The sequence below is a fragment of the Lentzea sp. NPDC036949 genome (assembly GCF_055608075.1).
This window is the reverse complement of the sequence record NZ_JBVJRA010000017.1, coordinates 17,701-37,765: the sequence shown is the minus strand read 5'-3', so window position 1 is coordinate 37,765 and position 20,065 is coordinate 17,701. Positions and strand designations below refer to the sequence as shown.

Genomic DNA, 20,065 nt, shown 5'->3' with positions numbered 1-20,065 from the left:
GTCGATCTCCCGCGGCTCCCCGTTACCGCAGCCCGGCCAGCACGAAGTCCGCGATCTCCCCCGCCAGGGCGGCCGGTGACTTCGGCCCGTCCGGCCGGTACCACGTGGGCAGCTGGTTCACGACGCCGAACGCGATCCGCGCGACGGTCTCCGCCGGCACCGTCGAGCTGAACTCGCCGGAGGCCTGGCCCTTCTCGACCACCGCGAGGAACGTCTCGTGGTAGCGGCGGCGCTCGGCGCGGAAGTCGGTCATCCGCTCCTCGCCGAGCCGCGGCATCTCCCGGACGAACACGGCGGTCTCGTCGGCCCGTTCCGCGGTGGAGACCACCAGCGACGTCAGGATCTCCCGCACCGTCTCGGCCGCGGGCAGGCCCGCGGCGATGATCCGGTCCATGTCCGCGGACTGGGCGGTGATGAGCAGCCGGTAGATCTCGAAGAGCAGGTCGTCCTTGGAGCGGAAGTAGTGGTACAGCGCGCCCTTGGTGACCTCGGCGGCCGCCACGATCTCCTGCACCGAGGTCGCGTCGTAGCCCTGCGACGCGAACAGGCGGACGGCCGCGTCGATGATCCGCTGCTCGGTGGTGCCCGGCACCGCTACCCCTTGGGTGCCAGCGCGCGCACCTGCTCGACCTGGTCGCCACCGGTCGGGAGCAGGGCGATGATCGGGGTGTCCACGCCGGCGGCCTGGTACTCGGCGACGCGCTCGCGGCAGCGGTCGGCGGAACCGTGCACGACCAGGGCGTCGACCACGGAGTCGGGGATCGACCCCGCGGCGGCCTTGCGGTCGCCCGCGGCCCACGCCTCGTGCATCGGGCGCAGCTCCTCGCCGCGGCCCAGCCAGTCGTGGAACGCCGCGTAGGCGGGCACGGTCAGGTAGGTGCTGATCAGCATGCGGCCCAGCGCGCGTGCGGCGTCGGCGTCCTCGGTCGGGCAGACGAAGATCCGGGCGGCCAGCTCGGAGTCCGCGCCCAGCTCGGACCGGACCTGTGCGACGTCGGTGGCGGCGAGCCAGTTCGTGATGGCGCCGTCGGCCTCACGACCGGCCAGGCGCAGCATGTTCGGGCGCAGCGCCGCGAGCATGATCGGCACCCGCTCGGCCGGCGGGCGTTCCAGCTTGAAGCCCTTGACGGAGAACGTGTCGTAGTCGGCGCTGACCTTCTCCCCCGCCAGCGCGGACTTCAGGAACCGCAGGGTGTCGCGGGTGCGCTTGAACGGCTCCTCGAACGGGATCGCGTTCCAGCGCTGCACGATCGCGGGCGAGGACGAGCCGATGCCCAGCACGAACCGACCGCCGGTCACCTCGGCCAGCGTCGCCGCCGTCATCGCGAGCGTCGCGGGACCGCGGGTGTAGACGGGGGCGATCGCGGGGCCGAAGCGCAGCGACGACGACCACTGGGCGGCCAGCGCGAGCGGCGTGAAGGCGTCCGTCCCGGTCGTCTCGGCCGACCACACGTCGGTGTAGCCGAGGTCGGCCAGCTCGCTGACCAGCGCCCGGTGGTCGAGCACCGGCACGCCGATCAGCGGCAGCGTGATTCCCCAACGAGCCATGAGCGCCTCCCAAGTCCACTTGGGCGACACCCTACCGACCGGTCGGTATGCCTACAACTTCCGCGCGAGCGTCAGGCCGTCGGCGATGGGCACGAGCACCGACTCCACCCGCGGGTCGGCCAGCACGAACCGGTTGAACGCGTCGATCGCCGCCGCGTTGCCCTCGGGCTGCTCGTCGGCGGCGCCGCCGTAGTAGAGGGTGTTGTCCGCGAGCAGCAGTCCGCCCTGCCGCACACGCGGCACCAGCAGGTCCCAGTAGTGCGCGTACCCGACCTTGTCCGCGTCGATGAACACCAGGTCGATCGTGGGCTCCTCGGGCAGCTCCGCGAGCGTCTGCCCGGCGGGGCCCAGCCGCAGCTCGATGCGGTCCCGCACGCCGGCGGCCTGCCACGCCTCCTCGGCGATGCGGGTCCACTCCGGCGAGACGTCGCAGGTGATGACCTTGCCCGACGGTGGGAGCGCCTGCGCGAACGCGAGCGTGGAGTACCCGGTGTAGGTGCCGACCTCGACCACGGTCTGCGCGCCGGTGAGCTTGACCAGCAGGGAGAACAGGACCGCCTGCTCGTGCGGGACCTGCATCTCCGCCGAGTCGCCGAGCTCCAGCGTCCGCGCGATCAGCTTCTCCTGCACCGCACTGGGCTGGCCTGCCTGCTCGCGCACGTAGCGGTAGATCTGCGGGGTCATGACCACGGCCTTGAAGTCGTTCACGCGCGGCCTTCTCTCATAGTCGGGTGGCGAACGTCCTGAGGGTGTCGGCGTACTCGGGTCGCACCGGGTGCTTCGCGAGGTCGCGGTCCATGGCGGCGAAGACGGCGGCGCGGTGTGCACGGTAACGGCTGGAGCACACGTTTTCGCGGCTGACCAGGAAGAACTCGTCGAACCTGTCTCGTTCTGCGTCGGTGGTGGACATGCGCGCACGACCGGACTCCCGCAGCAGCGAGTCGCCGTCCGGCACGAGTCTGCGCATGACCTCCATGTGTGCCAACAGGTTCGCCTTGCTCGCGGAGGACAGGGGTGCGGCCGCCGCGGGCCCCAGTGCGGCACGGGCCCTGCGCAGCAGACCGGGCACGGGCTCGTAGTCACGGGCCCAGCGCCCGCTGAACGCGGGGTCGAACGACGTCATCAACGGCCGGATGACGTCCTCGTAGACCTCACGGGAACAGCTGCCCGAATACGCCAGCAGCACCGAGTACGCGTCGTATCCAAGCGCAGTGAGGCGGACTAGTTGCGAATCACGCTCGCGTATCAGCCTATCGAGTGAAGCCGAAAGAAACCTCCAGACGAAAAATGCGCCGTGGTGCCCCAGGAACCACCGGTGGACGGCCCGTCCGACCTCGTCATCGGGGACGCTGATCTCCAGCGGGATCTGGTAGCAGTCATCCGCGCACGGAATCAGTTCCGAACCGGGCATCGGCAGTCGCAGCACCGGCAGGTCGACGGCCGCGTGCCCCCAGACCGGGCTGAAAACGGGCGCGCTCATCCCACACCGTCCTTCTCCGTCGCGCTCTCGGCGGCGACGATCTCGTCCAGCAGGTCGGCCACCCGGCCGATCGCGGTGTCCAGCGGCCGGTCCTCCTCGATCGCCGGCACCTCGGCGGCGATCCGGTCGACCACGTCCGCGAGCCTCGGGGCGCGCGGGCGGCGGGCGCCGACGTGGACGGCCTGGCGCAGCGCGACGGCGAGCCCGCCGTGCAGGTAGCGCAGCAGCCTCGTCTGGTCGAGCGCGGTGAGCGCGGCCTGCGTGCCGAACGGGACGACGTCCTGGTTGTGCAGGTTGGTCGGCAGGCTCTGCGCCGAGGCGGGCAGCGTGGCCCTGCGCATGGCGGCGACCGTGGCGGTCGCGGAGATCTGGATGCCCTGCACCGCGTGCTGCTGTCCCGGCGCCGGGCTGAGCATGGGCGGGAGGCCGCCGGTGCGGTGCGGGTCGACCAGCAGGTCGAGCTGGCGTTCGGCCAGGTTGCCCAGCTGGGCCAGGGCGAGGCTGAGCGCGTCGGCGGCGAAGGCGCTGGGCTGGCCGAAGAAGTTGCCGCCGTGCAGCACCTCCCCGGTCTCGGGGAAGAACAACGGGTTGTCGCTCACGCCGTTGAGGTCGCGGCGCACCACCTCGTCGGCGTGCCGGATGCTCGTGCGGGCCGCACCGGCCAGCTGTGGCACGCACCGGATGCTGTACGCCTCCTGCAGGGGGCGTTGACCGGAGGGGGTGCTGCCGCGCAACCAGGTCCGCAGCGCGGCACCGACGTCGGCGACGTCCGGGTGGCCGAACGCGGCGAGCAGCGCGGGTGACGCGAACTCCGTGCCGCAGCCGAGGACGTCGGTCAGCAAGGCGGACAGCAGTTCCGCGACGCGGTGCGACCGCTGTGCCTGCGCGACGGCGAGACCGAGCACGGCGGCGGTGACCGAGATGCCGTTCACGACGGCGAGGGCGTCGCGACCGTCGAGCTCGACCGGGCGCAGACCAGCCTCGCGCAGCGCGTCGGCCGCGGGCACCAGCCGGCCGCCGAGGAACGCGTTCCCGTTGCCGCGCAACGCGTGTGCCACGTAGGCGAGCGGTTGCAGGTCGCCGCTCGCACCGACCGAGCCGAGCCGCGGCACGGCGGGCGCGAAGTCCGTCGCGAGCATGGCGACCAGTGCGTCGACGACGTGCTCCGAGACGCCGGAACGCCCGTGCGCCAACGAGAAGAGCCGGGCCAGCACCGCGGCCCTGGTGACCTCGGGCGGCAGCAGCTCACCGTGGCCGACGATGTGGTGCAGGATCGTGTTGTCGCTCTGGCTGCCGCTGTCCTCGCGACCCCCGAACTCGACGAGCGGCCCGAAACCCGTTGTGACACCGTAGATCGCGCGGCCGGAGCCGCTGACCTCGAGCACGAACGCACGGCAGTGCGCGATCCGCGCCCGCACCTCGTCGGGCAGCGCGACGTTCAGCGGTCCTCTCGCTCGCTCCAGGTGCTCGGGTAGCAGGGCCGCCGTCAGGCTCAGGGCAGCAGCGGGTGTTCGCACGGGCACGACGCCTCCAGGGGGATCGGGCGTTGGTTCGGCGCATGTCGTTCGGCGCGACACGAAACCGTGCCGCGCAACGACCTCAGCAGCACCCGCGACGATCCCGGTTGACCCGCCGGCGAGGAAGGGCCTTCCGTACCAACTGGTCAGATTGCCTGTTGACGATCGGGTGACAGCGCTCTCCCGTGCGGCGATGTCTCAGTCCGCGGGAGTGACGAGCCCGCCGGAGCGGTGGTCGAACTCCCCGTCGACGATGCGCGCCAGGACGCCGGCCGACTGCTCCACGGGGGTGAACCTGCCCTGCTCCCGCTGCGACCTCGCCCACCGCGCGACGCTGCGACCCGCTTCGTCGTCCGGTGCGGCCCTGCTGCCGCGGCCCATCAGGCCGACGTCGACCATGCCGGGGTCGTAGCTCAGCACGGCGATGGGCCGGTCCCTCAGCTCGGCGGCGAGGTTCTCCCCCAGCTTGAGCACGGCCGCCTTGGACACGGAGTACGCCGACAGCAGAGGCCAGCGGTGCACACCGGCGTTGCTGACGATGTTGACGATCCGGCCGCTGGTCATCGTGCGCAGCGCCGCGGTGGTGGCGAGCGCGAGCCCGCGCAGGTTGACCTCGAAGGTCCGCCACCACTCGTTCTCGTCGACCTCCCAGGTCGGCCCGACCGGCCCGCCGAGCGCGGCGTTGTTGACGAGCACGTCGATCGGCCCGACGCTCTCGATGAGCTTGGGCGTGGCCTGCGGGTCGGCGAGGTCGGCGACGTGCGCCTCGACCTCGACACCACGGGCCCGCAGCTCCTGCTCGGCCACGGCCAGCGCGCGTTCGTCGCGGCCGGTGATGACCAGCCGGTGCCCGCGCGCGCCCACGGTGTCGCTGAAGGCCCGGCCCAGCTCCTTGGCACCGCCGGTGATGAGAACGCGCATCAGCCGTCGTTCCTCGGCAGGCGGCGGAGGATCTGGCCGGACGCGGACCTCGATGTCTCTTTCACAGACACAACCTGGCGCACGTCCTCGCACGGCGCCACCTCCGCGGTCACGCACGGCCAGGTGACGTCGCCCTGCGTGACCGCGAACTCCTCGCCGTTGAGCCGATCGGGCCTACCGGCGTGAACCACCTCGGCGTCCGGCCGCGCTCAGAGCGAGATGCCCCGCGCCGCCAGCCAGCCCACCGGGTTGATCTTCTGCGACCCGTCGACCCACACCTCGAAGTGCAGGTGCGGCCCGGTCGACTGACCGCGGTTGCCCATGGTCGCGATCTGCTGCCCGGCCTTCACCACGGCACCCTGCGCGACGTCGATGGTGTTGACGTGCCCGTAGACGGTGATGGTGCCGTCCGCGTGCTGCACCCGCACCCACAGCCCGAACCCGCTGGCGGGTCCGGCCTCGACCACCGTGCCGTCCAGGACGGACAGGATCGGCGTGCCGATGGCGTTGGCGATGTCGACGCCGTTGTGACTGGTCCCCCACCGGGCACCGAAGCCCGAGGTGAACGACCCCTGCGCCGGCTTGACCGCCTTGGGCCTGCGGGCCTCTTCCTCCGCCGCCTTGCGCGCCGCCTCACGCGCCGCCTCGGCCGCCACGCGTGCCGCCTCGGCCCTGATGGCCTCCTGCCGCTGCGCGTACGCACCCTCCGCGGCCTTCATGGCCTCGCGGACGTTGAACTGCACCTGGAGCTGCTCGGCCTGCAACAGGTGGCGCGTCTCCACGGCGGTGTCGACGGCGTGCACCGTCTCCACCGCTCCTGGCTGGTGCTGCTGCTGGGTCATCGCCGCCGCCAACTCGGACGTGGCGGCAACGGGAACGATCCGGTCGACGGGGGTGACCGTGGCCATCGCCTGGGTGAAGCCGGCGCCGACGAGGGCACCTGCGGCGACGACCGCCGTGACGGCCTTCTTGCGGTCCAGGTCCACTCTGCCGATCACGTCGATCAGCGGACCCTTCGCACGATGCCGTGCCAAAACTGCCTCCATGCACACTCGGGGGGAGTCCGATCCGCCTGCTGTGCGCGCCGGGGTTTCGGGGACCCGGATGGCGCGCGGTGGACTGGACCCCTTCGGGGTGGGTCCGTGTCCTGGCGGTTATCGAACCGTGACATGCGGCAGGGAACGTAACCTCGCGTTATCGCCGGAAGCAAGCGATGTGGTTATTTGGGTGACGGAGCCCACTCATGGCTACTTTGAGTAGTCGAGTAAGGTCAGCGGTTGATAACGACCACTAGACCAATGCCGTTCTTCGGTGTTTGTACTGGTCAGTCGCTTTATCGAGAAAGGCCGACGGGGTGGTGTGAGGGGTCCGCCAGCCGTACGCGACCGGAAACCCCCGCTTGTCGCGCTTCGCGACGATCGCGGCGCCGACCTCGCGAAACTGTCAGACCCCGCGCGTACGTTGGGTCGCGGGGGACCCGAAACGCGAGAGGACCCCTGCGCGAGCGTGCCTGACGGCATCAGCCGAGCAAGACGGACGCCACGGACGGACGCGATCGTCCGCCACCTGGCACCTGGCACCCATGCGCCGAAGCTCCCGCAGAGGCGCGAGCCCAGCCCTCGCCGCCCACCCCCTCCCCTCGCCGCCCACCCCCTCCCCTCGTCCCCCAGCGAACCGAGGACGGGTGCAACCCCCACCCACCGGCGCAATGCAAAGGGCCGCCGGACGCATCACGCGTCCGACGGCCCGGAGAAAGCGGAAGGAGCTACTTGTAGCGTGCCGCCGCCGGCGGGAGCGGGGCCGGGTCCAGGCCCTCGTGGATCACCTTCATCGCGTTGAACCAGGTCGGCGCGGCCACCTGGCCGCCGTAGACGCCCGAGTTGGAGCCGGGGCAGAAGCGGATCGGGTTCGCGCAGATGACCTCGGGGCGGTTGCCGTCGGCGTAGGTCATGACGGCGCCCGCGTACTGCGGGGTGGCGGCCATGAAGGCGACCGACTTGTGCTCCTCGGTGGTGCCGGTCTTGCCGATCGTCGGGCGGGTCCAGCCGGCGGCGCGGGCGGCGTCAGCGGCGGTACCGGAGCCGACCGTGTCGTGGGACAGGCCCTGGGCCAGCGAGTTGGCGAGGTCAGGGGTGACGGCCTGCTCGCAGGGCTTCTCCTTCAGCGGCATGGGGTTGCCGTGGCGGTCCAGGACCTGCTCCACCGGGGTGGGCGGGCACCAGCTGCCGTTCGAGACGATGGTGGCGGCGACGTTCGCCAGTTCCAGGACGCTGGTCGCGCCGGGGCCGAGGGTGTAGGAGCCGGCGTTGTTCTGCTTGGTCCAGTCGCCCTGGGAGGGGCCGTTGGAGCCGTCGGACTTCAGGGGCTCGGCGCCGCGGTTGTGGGTGGCGAGGGTCTCGCGCATGCCGAGGCGGTAGCCCATGTCGACGACGCGGTCGAGGCCGGTCTTCTCCTGCAGGATCACGAAGCCGGTGTTCGGCGACGTGGCGAGCGCCTGGGTCAGCGACATCTTCTCCGCGTAGCCGCTGCCCGCGTTCTCGACCTTCCACGCCGAACCGCCGTTGGGGTACACGCGGGAGTAGTGGACCTTCGGGACCGGGATCTCGCGGTCGATGCCCGTCACGCCCTGCTCGAGCGCCGCGGCGGCGGTGAAGACCTTGTTCACCGAGCCGGGGCCGAACGGGAGCACCTCGGCGGGCACGGGGCGGGCGACCTGGCCCAGGTCGGCGTTGTTGCCGTAGTCGCGGGAGGCGACGAGGGCGCGGACGCGGTGCTTGTCCTTGCCGGGCTGGACCACGGACATGACGTTCGCGATGCCGTTCTGCATCTTCGGCACCTGCTGCTCGGCGGCCGTCTTGGCCGCCTTCGTGGCCTTCGGGTCCATCGTCGTCTTGATCGTGAGGCCGCCGCGCTGCAGCTGCGCCTTCGTGATGCCCGCGTCCTGCAGGTAGTCGAGCAGGTAGGAGCAGAAGAAGCCGTAGATCGGGCCGTCACCGGCGCCGACGCAGCCCTTGGGCAGGATCTGCAGGTCGTCGGTCACGCCCAGCGGCTCGGCCTTGTACTCGTCGGCCTTCTTCTTCGCCTCGGTCTCGTCCTGGCCGAACGCGCCGTTCTCGCGCATCTTGTCGATCACCGTGTTGCGGCGTTCGAGGGCCTTCTCCGGGTTCGCGCCGGGGTTCAGCGACGACGGGCGGTTCGCGATGGCGGCGAGCAGCGCCGCCTGCGGGACGGTCAGCTTGTCGGCGGTCGTCTTGAAGTACGCCTTGGCGGCGGCACCGACACCGTAGGTCTGGTTGCCCAGCGGCACGATGTTCAGGTAGCCGGCGAGGATCTCGTCCTTGGACATCTGCTGCTCGAGCTGCAACGCGACACGCGCCTCGCGCAGCTTGCGGCCGACGGTCGCCTCGGTGGCCTTCTCCCAGGCCTCCTGCTCGTTGTCGGCGCCGAGCACGAACGCCATGTAGTTCTTGACGTACTGCTGCGTCAGCGTCGAGGCGCCCTGGGTCGCGCCACCGTCCACACCGGCCTTGGCGGCGGCACGGGCGATGCCCTGCCAGTCGACGCCGCGGTGCTCGAAGAACCGCTTGTCCTCGATCGCGAGGATCGCGGCCTTCATCGTGTCGGAGATCTGGTTCGACTCCAGCGGGATCCGGTACTGGTCGTACAGGTAGGCGATCGGCTCGCCGTTCATGTCCGTGATGGTGGTGACGAGCGGCAGCTCCCCCTTGGCGAGGTCACCCGACGTCTGGTCGACCTGGTCGGCGGCGCGGTTCGACGCGAGCCCCAGCCCTCCTGCGAACGGGAACACCATCGCTGCCAGGAGCACGCCCGCCGTCAGGCACAACCCCATCAACTTGACCAAGCCTGACGCGCGTGCGGCGAACAAACCGCAACTCCTTCCGAACCGAACCCCAGAGAAAGCTCTACGTATTAAGTCGCGCGGGAGACCCGTGAGGTTGCGTCCGCTGATCGACTGGTTTCAACCTACCGGAGCAACCGCAGTCCGATCGTCGGGCTGGCGCGCCGGACCTCGACCCCCGTGTGGTGGGGCAGCAGGTCGTCGAGGAACCCGTAGCGGGCGAGCTCTTCGTCGGGTCGCCGGCTCACGGTGCGCCACCAGACGGCGATGTCTCCCCAGCCCGGTGCCGACAGCGAACCGCCGAAGTGCTGCACGGACAGCGCCGCGCACAGGTTCGCGAAACGCACGCGGTGCTCCAGCGGCCACCCCGCGAGTGTGCCCATCACGAACCCCGCCCCAAACACGTCACCGGCTCCGGTCGCGTCCAGCGGCGCCACGTTCAGCCCCGGCACCTCCACGCATTCCCCGGTGGAGCTGTCGACGGCGACCGCTCCGCCTCCCCCGCGTGTGACAACCACCACGGGCACGTGCTCGGCCAACGCGCGCGCGGCGGCCTCCGGCGTGTCGGTGCGCGTGTAGCCCTGCGCCTCCACGTGGTTCGGGAGGAAGACGTCAAATCCGTCAAGACGGCGCAGCAGCTCCGGCGACCACGCCCCGGTGCGGTCCCAGCCGATGTCGGCGAACAGCTTCGCGCCGTTCTGCTTCGCCGTGCGCACCCATTGTTCGTCTTCCGCCTGAATGTGCACAAAACAGGCTTTTGCCGACGGCGGCGGCGAAAACAGGTCATCGGCGACAACGGGTGCCTTGTGCCCGTGCGTGACCATCGAACGGTCGTGCTCCATCGCCATCGACACCGTCACCGGTGAATGCCATCCGTAGAACCGGCGGCAGTAGGAGAGGTCGACGCCCTCCTGCTCGGCCAGCACGTCCCAGCAGAAGTCGCCGTAGGCGTCCTCGCCGAACGCGGCCGCCAGCGCGGTCCTCAGCTCCAGCCTGCGCAACGCGACGGCGAGGTTCGCGATCCCGCCGGGGCACGACCCGAGCCCGTCCGCCCACACCTCGGTGCCCGCCGCCGGTGGCCGCGGCAGGCCGGTGAAGATGATGTCGAGGAAGACCGTCCCGGTGAGGAGCACGTCGAAGTCGGGTTCCGCCATGTGGTCCACGATGCCACCCGACACCGACAATTCCACGCGGGGCCGCGCTCAGGAGGACGCCGCGGACCTCAGCCCGTCTCCTCCGCGATCATCTCCCGCATCCTGGTCAGCGCGCGGTGCTGGGCGACCCGCACCGCACCCGGCGTCGACGACACGGCCAGCGCGACCTCTTCGGCGGACAGGCCCACCGCCACCCGCAGCACGAGGATCTCGCGCTGGCGGGGCGGCAGCCGGTGCAGCAGCCGCGTGACCTGGGCCATCATCTCGCCGTTGACCGCGTGCTGCTCGGGGCCGGCCTCGTCGGAGGCGCAGTCGGGCAACTCGGGCACGACCTCGGCGCGGTTGCGGACCGCGCGGCGGCGGGCGTCGGCGACCTTGTGGGCGGCGATGCCGTAGACGAAGGCCAGGAACGAGCCGGGCTCGTAGCGGTACTTCGACAGGGCGCCGAGGACGGCGACGCAGACCTCCTGCGCGATGTCCTCCGCCGAGACGAGCGTGCGTTCCCGGCCGCCCACGCGGGCGCGGCAGTAGCGCACGATGAGCGGCTGGATGCGGCCGAGCAGGTGCTCGACCGCCCGTCTTTCTCCTGCCAGGGCGGCGTCGACGAGGTCGGTGAACTCGGCTTCGGCGAGCCACTGGTTGGAGACCGGTTCCTGGCGCGCCCGGCGGCGCACGGGGACCGTTGGCGCGGTCCAGACCTCTTCGACTGAGAGGACGCCGACACCGCCACCGGACCGCACGGCTGTGGGCTGAACCATCCCGGCGACCTCCTCCACTACAGCGACACTAGGGGCTTCACTGGAGAAGAGAGCGCAGCGAGCCATTTGATACCGCCTGCGTGCAAGAGGACCACGAAGTCCCCTCAGGTGGGCGAAGCAGCACCCTTTTGAGGGAGAACGTGGTCCTAATGGCCCAGTCGTTCGGCCATGGCGAACTGCTGCACGCCGAGGTGGCCGACCCGGAACCCGGCCTCCGAGTAGGCCAGGTAGAACTCCCACATCCGGCGGAACGTGTCGTCGAAGCCGAGACCGGAGATCTCGTCCCAGCGGCCCAGGAAGCTCTCGCGCCACCGCCGCAGCGTCTCGGCGTAGTCGTCGCCGAACGAGCGCATCTCGGTGATCTTCAGGCGGGTGTGGTCGCGCACCGACTCCTCGACCGAGCGCACCGACGGGATGAGCCCGCCGGGGAAGATGTACTTGTGGATCCAGGTGTAGCTGGCCTTGCTCGCGATCATCCGGTCGTGCGGCATGGTGATCGCCTGCAGCCCCACCCGGCCGCCGGGGGCGAGCACCCGGTCGAGCACCGAGAAGTAGTCGGGCCAGTACTCGGCGCCGACCGCCTCGATCATCTCGACGCTGACGACGGCGTCGTACCGCCCGTGCTCCTCGCGGTAGTCGCGCAGGTGCACCGCCACCCGGTCGCGCAGGCCCGCGGCCGCCACCCGCTCCAGCGCCAGCTTGCGCTGCTCGGCGGAGATGGTCAGCGAGGTGACGGTGGCACCGCGCCGGGCGGCCCTGATGGCGAGCGCGCCCCAGCCGGTGCCGATCTCCAGCACCCGCGACCCCGCCCGCACGCCCGCGTAGTCGAGGACGCCGTCGATCTTGCGCAGCTGGGCGGCGTGCAGGTCGAGGCCGCGGTCGCCGTCGAACAACGCCGACGAGTAGGTCATCGTCTCGTCCAGGAACCGCTCGAACAGGTCGTTGGACAGGTCGTAGTGGCGGTGGATGTTCTGCCGCGAGCCCGCGATGTCGTTGACCTCGGTCTGCCGCCGCTCCGCCCACCGCCGCAGCCGCTGCAGGCCGGGCGGGATGAGCGTGGACAGCCGCGCGGCGAACGCGGTGAGCACGTCCGCGAGCTCGTCGGACTCCCAGTCGCCCACCATGTAGGCCTCGCCGAAGCCGATCTTGGCGTCGGCGCCGAGGCGGTGGAAGAACGCCGCGGGCCGCACCAGCCGCATGACCGGCCCGCCCGCGCCCCACGTCCGTCCGTCCGGGAACCGCACGGTCACCGGCAGGGTGCGCACGGCGTTGCGGAACAGCGACTCGGCGAGGCGCGCGCGCAGGGGTGAGCGCGGTGCGGTGAACAGGCCCGGCCAGACGCCCTGGTTCGGAAGGGGCAGGGACAGCGTGCTCATCTACTCACTCCTGGGAACGATCGGCAGGCGCCGCAGGTACAGGGCGATGCCATGGCGGCGGATCAGCGCGGAGACGCGCTGGGGCATCAACGGCCGGCGCAGGAGCATCCGCAGCCCGGAGGTGCGGGTCCCGCGCATGGTGGCGCTGAAGGTGGTCTTCCCGTTCTGCCGCAACGCGATGGTCACGGACAGCCGCTCCCCCGGTGCCGGCAGCCTCATCACGTAGTGGCCGTCGACGCCGAGGAACGGGGAGACGTAGAACTCCTTGTCCACCGACGCGCGGCCGTGCTCGTCGGTGCGGAGCAGGTAGCAGTGCCGTCCGCCGTACGTGTTGTGGACCTCCGCCACCACACACACGAGCTCGCCATCGGCGTTGTGGCACCAATAAACGGACAGCGGGTTGAACACGTACCCCAGCACGCGGGCGTTGGCGAGCATCAGGACCCGGCCGCCGCCCAGCTCGATCCCGCGTTCACCGAGCCACTCCTCCAGGTTCTCCCTGATGGACCGGTCCGGTGACCCGAGGTGGTCGCGCGCCTCGAACCGGGCGAACGGCCGCGCCCACCACGGCAGCCGCGGCATCCCGTCGAGGTCGACGAGCCACAGGTAGGCGCGGTGGCGGAACGCCCGGTCGATCAGCTCGCGGCGGGTGTGCGTGATGACGACGTCATAGATCACCAGTCCACCCCGAAGTGCCGGGCGGCGCGCACGCCGGACGCACAGCCGTCCTCGTGGAAGCCCCAGCCGTGGTAGGCACCCGCGTACGCGGTGGTGCCGGTGTTGAGCTCGGGCAGACGTCGTTGCGCGGCAACGGAGCCGGGCGTGTAGACGGGGTGCTCGTAGGTCATCCTGGCGAGCACCCGGCCGGGGTCGACGTCGTGCGGGTTGAGGGTGACGACGTACTCGCGCGGTTCCCGCAGCCGCATCAGCCGGTTCATGTGGTAGCTGACGAGCACTTGGTCGCCGTCCTCTCGGCAGGCCCGTTTGTAGAGGTTCCACGACGCCCGCGCGCCGCGGGTGCGCGGCAGGACCGACGCGTCGGTGTGCAGCCAGGTCTCGTTGCGGGAGTAACGGAAGGCGCCCAGCACCTCCTTCTCCTCGCGCGTGGGGTCGGCGAGCAGGCCGAGCGCCTGGTCCGGGTGCGTGGCGACGACGACGTGGTCGGCGGTGTGCAGCACGTCGTCCTCGTCGCGGATCTCCACGCCGCCGCCGGTGCGGATGACCGCGCGGACCGGGGTGCCCACGTGGACGGCGCTGAGGCCTTGCACCGCGCGGTCGACGTAGGTGCGGGAGCCGCCGGTCACGGTCTTCCACTGCGGGGTGCCGCCGACGGCGAGCATGCCGTGGTTGGCGAGGAACTCGAACAGGTACCAGGCCGGGTACTCCGTGCTGAGCGCGGCGCCGGCCGACCACACGGCGCTGACCAGCGGGACGATGAAGTGGTCGACGAAGTAGCGGGAGTAGCCGCCGATCGCGAGGAACGCGCCGAGCGTGACGTCGTGCGCCTCCTCGTTGCGCAGGACGCGCTGGGCGTGCCGGTAGAAGCGGGTGACCTCGGCGAGCATGCGCACGTACCGGGCGTTGGCGGCGTTGGAGCGCTTCGCGAACAGGCCCGGCAGCTTCTTCGCCCCGGCGTACTCCAGCCCGCAGCCGTCGCAGCGCACGCTCATGGACATCTCGGAGTCCTGGGTGGGCACGCCGAGCTCGCGGAACAGCCTGACCAGGTTCGGGTAGGTGCGTTCGTTGTGGACGATGAACCCGCTGTCGACGTGGACGCCGTCCAGGTCGTGGGTGTGCGCGTGCCCGCCGAGCCGGTCGTCGGCCTCGAAGAGCGTGACGTCGTGCGCGCGTTGCAGCACGTACGCGGCCGTGAGCCCGGCGACCCCGGCTCCGATGACGGCAACCTCAGCCACGCGACCCTCCCAGGGGGACGTCGAGGCCTCGTGGGGAGGCTTCCCGCATCGCGTTCGCGATGTCCGCTGCCACCGGTTCGAGGCCGAGCTCACCGTGGACGAAGTCGACGGTGAGCCGGGTCCAGTCGCGGGCCCGGCGCAGCATGGCGTGGTCGCCGCCCTCGACGGTGAACCGCGCGACCCGGTCGGTCACGGTCTTCGCCTGCCGCGCGTACGCCAGCGACTTCGCCGGGTCGGTCATCCGCTCCCGGTCGCCGTGCGCGATGAGCAGCGCCTTGCCCCTGAGCTGGTCGAAGGGCTCCCCCGGCACGATCCACGGCGCGAGCGCGCACACCGCCACGACGCTCGGGTCGCCGGCGACGCGCAACGCGGTCCGGCCGCCCATGGAGTGCCCGACGAGCACGACCGGTGCGCCGGGGTGCAGCTCGCCGATCCGGTCGAGCGCCCACCGAGCGTCCCTGACCGGGTCGAGGCTCGGCGCGTTCCAGCCGCGCATCCGGTAGCGCAGGTTCCACACCTCGACGCCCGGCGCGCGCAGGGCCCTGGCCAAGGGGACCATGCGCAGGTGAGCGAGGTTGTGGCGGCGGACCGGCTCGGTGCTGCGCTCCCGTCCGCCGTGCAACACGAGCACGACGGCATTCGTTCTGCCCGATGGTTTCGCCACGTCGACTTGCGGATGCACACCAGGCCTTCGGCACACGGCCCCGTTCGGCTCGGACCTTGAGATCCAGGTCACACAGGTAGGGTTCGCACCCGTGATCGAGCACCTCAGCATCCCCACCGAGGCGGGCACCTTCGACGCGATCGCGGCCGGTCCGGAGGACGGCCGCCCGGTGCTGCTCCTGCACGGCTTCCCCGAGGCCGCGATCGAGTGGGAGCACCAGGTCGCGGTCCTGGGCGCCAACGGCTTCCGCGCCGTCGCGCCCGACCAGCGCGGCTACTCCCCCGGCGTGCGGCCGGAGCGGTACCAGGAGTACACGACGACGCACCTGGTCGGGGACGTGCTGGCGATGGCCGACGCGCTGGGCTGGGGCACGGTCGACCTGGTCGGCCACGACTGGGGTGGCGCGGTCGCGTGGTGGACGGCGATCGAGCACCCGGACCGGCTGCGCACGCTCACCGTGTTCTCCACCCCGCACCCCGGCGCCCTGCGGACCGCGTTGCAGACCGACGAGGAACAGCGGATGCGGTCGCAGTACGTGCTGGACTGGCGTGAGCGCAGCACCGAGAGGCGGATGCTGGACAACAACGCCCACGCGCTGCGGCAGATGTTCGAGTACCGCGTGCGGCCCTCGCACGTCGACGAGTACGTCCAGCGCCTCTCCGAGCCGGGAGCGCTGTCGGCGGCGCTCAACTGGTACCGCGCGGGCAGGCCGGACGGCGTCGCGGACAAGGTCGGCGTCAAGACCATGTACGTGTGGAGCACCGAGGACGTGGCGTTCGGGTCGGTGGCGGCGTTCGAGACCGAGAAGTGGTGCACGGGCGCGTACCGGTTCGAGATGGTTGAGGACGTCAGCCACTGGATTCCCGAGGAGGTCCCGGAGGCCGCGTCCGGCCTGATCCTGGAGAACCTCGGCTGAACCTGCTCCTCCGCTGGCGGCAACTGCCGGAAGAGGAAGCTGTTCTGGCTGGTCAGCGGCTGCGGCAGCGCTTCGGCACCCGGTCGCGCACGGCGCTCGGCTTCCGGCCGGCCCGCCACACCGGCTAGGTTCGGGGCATGCGCGTCGCCGGGCTCCTGCTGGCCGCGGGGGCAGGCCGCCGGTTCGGCACCCCGAAGGCCCTCGTTGCGGTGCACGGCAAGCTCTTCGTCGACATCGCGGCCGAGGCGCTGCGGTCCGCGGGCTGTGCTCCCGTGGTCGTGGTGCTGGGTGCCGCGGCCGGTGAGGTGCGGGCGAGGGCGGCGCTGACCGGGGTGACCGTCGTCGACAACCCCGGCTGGGAGTCGGGCATGGGGTCGTCGTTGCGCACCGGCCTGCACGCGGTGGGCGTGGTGGACGCCGTGGTGGTGCTGCCGGTGGACACCCCCGGTGTCACGGTCGCCGCACTGCGCCGGCTGATGGCGCTCGCCGCTCCGGACGTGCTGGCGCGGGCGGTGTACGACGGCGAGATCGGTCATCCGGTGCTGATCGGCAGCGACCACTTCCCCGGTGTCGTGTCGTCGGCGGCCGGCGACCAGGGCGCCCGGGAGTACCTGAGGTCGGCCTCCGTGCGGCACGTCGAGTGCTCGGACGTGGCGGACGGCGCCGACGTGGACCGGCCGGAGGACCTGAGCACCGGCTCTCAGGGCCGTGCGCAGACAGCGGCCCGCGCGCACCCGACCGCGACCACGAGCTGCGCCAACGCCACCCACACCGGCCACAGCTCGGCGTAGGTGACCGCCAGGGTGATGTGCGTGGCGGCTGCGGCGGTGAACACGGCGGTCAGCACGACCCAGGTGACGAAGTACCGCCTGATCCGACCCACCCCCCGTCCGCCGCGGACTGCCCTCATGGCGCGTATCGGCAGTTGTGGTGCTCGGGTTACTGGTGAGGCCTGCAGCAATCGGGTACTACTGGGCCGCATGACGACCGACACCGTGACCGGGTCCGACTACGGCACCTTCGTGCGCACGCACCTGACCCGCGTCGAGCAGCACAACTCCAGCGCGCTGGACGACGTGGCGGAGCTGGTGCTCGCCGCAGTGCAGGCCGACGGCACGATCCTCACCGCCGGCGCCGGCCACTCCCTGGCGGCGGTCGCCGAGACCTTCTACCGCGCGGGCGGCCTGGCCTGCGTGCGCCCGATCTACCACCCCGAGCTGCTGCCGATGCACGGTGCGATCAGCAGCACGGCCGCCGAACGCCGCTCCGGGCTCGCGGGCGAGGTGCTGCGGGAGGCCGGTCTGGCGCCGCACGACGTGCTGTTCGTGTTCTCGACCTCAGGCGTCAACCACTACCCGGTGGAGCTGGCGCTGGAGGCGGCGGAGGCCGGCTGCCCGGTCGTGGCCGTCACCTCGGTGTCGGCGAGCTCCCAGGCCCCGCGCCGCGCGGGCACGACGCTGGCCGAGGTCGCGACCGTCGTGCTGGACAACCTGGTGCCGCCCGGTGACTCCACCTACCCCGAGCAGGCACCGGTGACGGCCGCGGTGTCGACCATCGCGACGGCGTTCCTGTGGAACCTGCTGATGGTGCGGCTGCTCGACAAGGCGACCGAGACGGGTGTGCAGCTGCCGTTGTGGCGCAGCGCGAATGTCGAGGGCGGCGACGCGGCCAACGCCGACATGCTGCGGCACTACCAGACCCGGATTCCCCAGCTGGGCTAGTCCTATCGGCCGGTGCTCGTCCTAACGGCCAAAAGCTGTCACAGCAACGGGAACTTCCACAGGATCTCCACATCGCCGCGTTAGCCTCCCACCGGGGAAAGACCTACCTGGGGGGAGCTTCACCGGTGGAACACAGGACACGCAGACTCGTGTTGATCGGCGGAACGCTCGTCACGGCCACCGTTGTGGGCGTGGCGGGCGTAATGCTGTGGGGTGGCGGTTCGGCCAGTTCGAGCGGACCGGGCGGGACACCGGCCAAGCCGGTGGTCGACTCACCGGGCTCGGTGGCGCAGTCGTTCGCGACCAGGCTGTTCTCGAACGACTCGACCGCCGCCGCCGCGTTGACGGACGCACCCGACGTGGCCGGCAAGGCGTTCGCCGCGACCAGGACGGGCATGGGGTCCTCGGCCTACCAGGCCAGGCTGCTCACGGCGCCCACCGTCGCGGAGGACGCGACCACGACCGAGGTCCCGGCCGCGGTGACGTGGTCGCTGCCGAACTCGGCGGTGCTGAAGTACGAGGTCAGGATCGGCCTGCAGCGCGCGGGCACCACGTGGAAGGTCCGCTGGACCCCCGCGCTCATCCACCCGCAGCTCACCGAGGGCGGCTCCCTGGTCTACCGCGCCGCGCTCGCGGACGGGGCGCTGCTGGGCCGCGACGGCAAACCGCTGGTGCCGGGTGCGCTGCCGGAGGGCCTGTACACGACGATCACCGGTGCCGCGGGTGACCTGAAGGGCACCGACGGCTGGGAGGTCGGGCTCCAGTCGCCCGCCGGGTTCGTGCCGCTCGACGGCAAGAAGCCGGAGATGGGCGAGAAGCTCACCGTCACGATCGACCCGGCCCGCCAGGCCGCAGCGCAGGCCGCCGTCGACGCCCTGCCGCAGGGCGCCGCGATCGTCGCACTCGACCCGGCCACGACCGAGGTCCTCGCGGTGGCGCAGAACAAGGCGCTGGCCGGCACCAACCCGTTCATCGGCCGCTACGCCCCCGGCTCGACGATGAAGATCGTGACCGCGGCCGCGGCGATGGACGCCGGCCTGGTGCAGCCCGGCACCACCGTGCCGTGCCCGGCGCGCGCCACCATCGGCACCCGCACGGTGAACAACGACGGCTTCGGTCACGAGACCCTGCCGTTCCACACCGCGTTCGCCCTGTCCTGCAACACGACCTTCGGCCAGCTCGGCCTGAAGCTCGGCCCGCAGGCCCTGCCCGCGATGGCCAAGCGCTTCGGCCTCGGCGCCGACTGGGACATGGCCGGCGCCACCACCAACACCGGCAAGGTGCCGCCCGCCACCGGCGACCAGCAGGTGGAGAACAGCTTCGGCCAGGGCAACGTCGAGGCCAGCCCGTTCGGCATGGCCCTGGTCGCCGCCACCGTGGCCTCCGGCCGCACCCCGACCCCGACCCTGCTGCGCGGCCGCACCGGCGTACCGGGCGACGTCGGCGCGCCCCCGCCCCGCGCCGCACTGCCCGCGCTGCGGCAGATGATGTCCGAGGTCGTCACCAGCGGCACGGCGAAGCAACTGGCCGGTCTCCGCGGCCTGGCCGGCAAGACCGGCACGGCCGAGGCCGGTGGCGGTACGGCGCACGGCTGGTTCGTGGGCTACCAGGGGAACGTGGCGTTCGCGGTGTTCGTCGAGAAGGCCGGGTCGTCGCAGAGTGCGGTGAACGCGGCTGGCGCGTTTCTCCGGGGGTGATGCTGCGGGTGGTCCGCCAGAGGTGATGCCGAGGGGTGGTTCGCCTGGGGTGAGCAGGTTTCGGCGGAACGCTCGTGGGTCCGGCGGAAGGCTGAGGGGCGCGGCGGTGGTCTCCTTGGTGCCCGCGTGCCGCGTGCGGCGCGCAGTGAGGCGCGGCGCGTGGGGTGGCGCGGCGAGGTGCGCGGCGAGGTGCGCGGTGCGGGGCGCGGTGCGGGGCAAGGCGTGGCGTGCGGTGCGAGGTGCGCGGCGAAGCCCGGCGGCGGTTTCCTTGGTGCCCGCGTGCCGCGTAGTGAGGCGCGGCGCGTGGGGTGGTGCGGCGAGGTGCGCGGCGTGAGCCGAGGTACGGCGCGCGGTGCGGGGCGAGGCGCGGTGCGGTGCGAGGTGCGGCGCGCGGCGCGCGGCGAGGCCCGGCGGGTGGCGAGGTGCGGCCCGGCGCGTGGCGAGGCGCGGCGCACCGGGCGGCGGAACGGGCGCGCAATGCCTCGCCCAGCGGGACGCCTCGGGCACGACAGCGGCCGCCCGGTCGTCATGCAGCGGCGCG

18 protein-coding genes are annotated in these 20,065 nt (G+C 71.6%); 4 read left to right on the top strand and 14 right to left on the bottom strand.

From position 1 onward, the window contains the following. Positions 1-22 precede the first annotated feature (22 nt). The 14 genes from ACZ7CD_RS34580 to ACZ7CD_RS34515 all read right to left on the bottom strand — a co-directional run bounded on the left by ACZ7CD_RS34580 (position 23) and on the right by ACZ7CD_RS34515 (position 15,157). Positions 23-592, bottom strand: a complete 570-nt coding sequence (locus ACZ7CD_RS34580) for a TetR/AcrR family transcriptional regulator (protein ID WP_360396131.1) — start codon at positions 590-592, stop codon at positions 23-25. A 2-nt stretch (positions 593-594) separates the two neighbouring features. Further along, positions 595-1,548 carry an LLM class F420-dependent oxidoreductase gene (locus tag ACZ7CD_RS34575; RefSeq protein ID WP_470374750.1) on the bottom strand — a complete coding sequence of 318 codons (954 nt, stop codon included), beginning with the start codon at positions 1,546-1,548 and terminating at the stop codon, positions 595-597. 51 nt (positions 1,549-1,599) lie between these two features. After that, complete coding sequence (locus tag ACZ7CD_RS34570) at positions 1,600-2,256, bottom strand: O-methyltransferase (RefSeq protein ID WP_360396127.1); 657 nt, start codon at positions 2,254-2,256, stop codon at positions 1,600-1,602. Positions 2,257-2,269: 13 nt separating this feature from the next. After that, a complete protein-coding gene (locus ACZ7CD_RS34565; RefSeq protein WP_360396125.1) occupies positions 2,270-3,028 on the bottom strand; it encodes an L-tyrosine 3-hydroxylase in 759 nt (252 codons plus the stop codon). Beyond that, positions 3,025-4,551, bottom strand: a complete 1,527-nt coding sequence (locus tag ACZ7CD_RS34560; protein WP_360396123.1) for an HAL/PAL/TAL family ammonia-lyase — start codon at positions 4,549-4,551, stop codon at positions 3,025-3,027. The genes ACZ7CD_RS34565 and ACZ7CD_RS34560 overlap by 4 nt, the downstream gene beginning before the upstream one ends. A gap of 192 nt (positions 4,552-4,743) precedes the next feature. Beyond that, positions 4,744-5,466, bottom strand: coding sequence for an SDR family NAD(P)-dependent oxidoreductase (locus tag ACZ7CD_RS34555; protein WP_360396122.1), 723 nt, complete (start codon positions 5,464-5,466; stop codon positions 4,744-4,746). A gap of 209 nt (positions 5,467-5,675) precedes the next feature. Continuing rightward, complete coding sequence (locus ACZ7CD_RS34550; RefSeq protein WP_470371269.1) at positions 5,676-6,500, bottom strand: M23 family metallopeptidase; 825 nt, start codon at positions 6,498-6,500, stop codon at positions 5,676-5,678. Positions 6,501-7,231: 731 nt separating this feature from the next. Beyond that, positions 7,232-9,316: a transglycosylase domain-containing protein gene (locus tag ACZ7CD_RS34545; RefSeq protein ID WP_360396118.1), complete on the bottom strand. Its 2,085-nt coding sequence runs from the start codon at positions 9,314-9,316 to the stop codon at positions 7,232-7,234. 134 nt (positions 9,317-9,450) lie between these two features. Continuing rightward, positions 9,451-10,479 carry a carbohydrate kinase family protein gene (locus ACZ7CD_RS34540; protein ID WP_360396117.1) on the bottom strand — a complete coding sequence of 343 codons (1,029 nt, stop codon included), beginning with the start codon at positions 10,477-10,479 and terminating at the stop codon, positions 9,451-9,453. A gap of 68 nt (positions 10,480-10,547) precedes the next feature. Continuing rightward, positions 10,548-11,237 (bottom strand): RNA polymerase sigma factor ShbA, encoded by a 690-nt coding sequence (gene shbA / locus ACZ7CD_RS34535; protein WP_360396115.1) that lies wholly within the window; start codon positions 11,235-11,237, stop codon positions 10,548-10,550. A 146-nt stretch (positions 11,238-11,383) separates the two neighbouring features. Continuing rightward, positions 11,384-12,613, bottom strand: a complete 1,230-nt coding sequence (locus tag ACZ7CD_RS34530) for a cyclopropane-fatty-acyl-phospholipid synthase family protein (RefSeq protein ID WP_360396113.1) — start codon at positions 12,611-12,613, stop codon at positions 11,384-11,386. Continuing rightward, positions 12,614-13,291, bottom strand: a complete 678-nt coding sequence (locus ACZ7CD_RS34525) for a DUF1365 domain-containing protein (protein WP_360396111.1) — start codon at positions 13,289-13,291, stop codon at positions 12,614-12,616. Then, positions 13,288-14,526 carry an NAD(P)/FAD-dependent oxidoreductase gene (locus tag ACZ7CD_RS34520; protein WP_470374747.1) on the bottom strand — a complete coding sequence of 413 codons (1,239 nt, stop codon included), beginning with the start codon at positions 14,524-14,526 and terminating at the stop codon, positions 13,288-13,290. The genes ACZ7CD_RS34525 and ACZ7CD_RS34520 overlap by 4 nt, the downstream gene beginning before the upstream one ends. Beyond that, the gene (locus ACZ7CD_RS34515) at positions 14,519-15,157 is read right to left on the bottom strand and encodes an alpha/beta fold hydrolase (RefSeq protein WP_458431244.1); all 639 of its coding nucleotides are present in this window, start codon (positions 15,155-15,157) and stop codon (positions 14,519-14,521) included. Before ACZ7CD_RS34515 ends, ACZ7CD_RS34520 begins: the two co-directional genes overlap by 8 nt. Before the next feature lie 124 nt (positions 15,158-15,281). Here ACZ7CD_RS34515 and ACZ7CD_RS34510 point away from each other — a divergent pair, with 124 nt between their 5' ends. The 4 genes from ACZ7CD_RS34510 (at position 15,282) to ACZ7CD_RS34495 (ending at position 19,524) form a co-directional block, all read left to right on the top strand. Beyond that, complete coding sequence (locus tag ACZ7CD_RS34510; protein WP_360396106.1) at positions 15,282-16,106, top strand: alpha/beta fold hydrolase; 825 nt, start codon at positions 15,282-15,284, stop codon at positions 16,104-16,106. 137 nt (positions 16,107-16,243) lie between these two features. After that, positions 16,244-16,897: a nucleotidyltransferase family protein gene (locus ACZ7CD_RS34505; protein ID WP_470380557.1), complete on the top strand. Its 654-nt coding sequence runs from the start codon at positions 16,244-16,246 to the stop codon at positions 16,895-16,897. A 189-nt stretch (positions 16,898-17,086) separates the two neighbouring features. After that, positions 17,087-17,827 (top strand): SIS domain-containing protein, encoded by a 741-nt coding sequence (locus ACZ7CD_RS34500; protein ID WP_360396103.1) that lies wholly within the window; start codon positions 17,087-17,089, stop codon positions 17,825-17,827. 125 nt (positions 17,828-17,952) lie between these two features. After that, positions 17,953-19,524, top strand: a complete 1,572-nt coding sequence (locus tag ACZ7CD_RS34495; protein WP_470380556.1) for a penicillin-binding transpeptidase domain-containing protein — start codon at positions 17,953-17,955, stop codon at positions 19,522-19,524. Positions 19,525-20,065: the final 541 nt, after the last annotated feature.

Bases quoted from the DNA above. Each gene is read 5' to 3' on its own strand.
- ACZ7CD_RS34575 (WP_470374750.1), bottom strand. From the start codon at position 1,548: ATGGCTCGTTGGGGAATCACGCTGCCGCTGATCGGCGTGCCGGTGCTC.
- ACZ7CD_RS34555 (WP_360396122.1), bottom strand. From the start codon at position 5,466: ATGCGCGTTCTCATCACCGGCGGTGCCAAGGAGCTGGGCCGGGCCTTC.
- ACZ7CD_RS34545 (WP_360396118.1), bottom strand. From the start codon at position 9,316: ATGGGGTTGTGCCTGACGGCGGGCGTGCTCCTGGCAGCGATGGTGTTC.
- ACZ7CD_RS34530 (WP_360396113.1), bottom strand. From the start codon at position 12,613: ATGAGCACGCTGTCCCTGCCCCTTCCGAACCAGGGCGTCTGGCCGGGC.
- ACZ7CD_RS34540 (WP_360396117.1), bottom strand. From the start codon at position 10,479: ATGGCGGAACCCGACTTCGACGTGCTCCTCACCGGGACGGTCTTCCTC.
- shbA (WP_360396115.1), bottom strand. From the start codon at position 11,237: ATGGTTCAGCCCACAGCCGTGCGGTCCGGTGGCGGTGTCGGCGTCCTC.
- ACZ7CD_RS34500 (WP_360396103.1), top strand. From the start codon at position 17,087: ATGACGACCGACACCGTGACCGGGTCCGACTACGGCACCTTCGTGCGC.
- ACZ7CD_RS34505 (WP_470380557.1), top strand. From the start codon at position 16,244: ATGCGCGTCGCCGGGCTCCTGCTGGCCGCGGGGGCAGGCCGCCGGTTC.
- ACZ7CD_RS34565 (WP_360396125.1), bottom strand. From the start codon at position 3,028: ATGAGCGCGCCCGTTTTCAGCCCGGTCTGGGGGCACGCGGCCGTCGAC.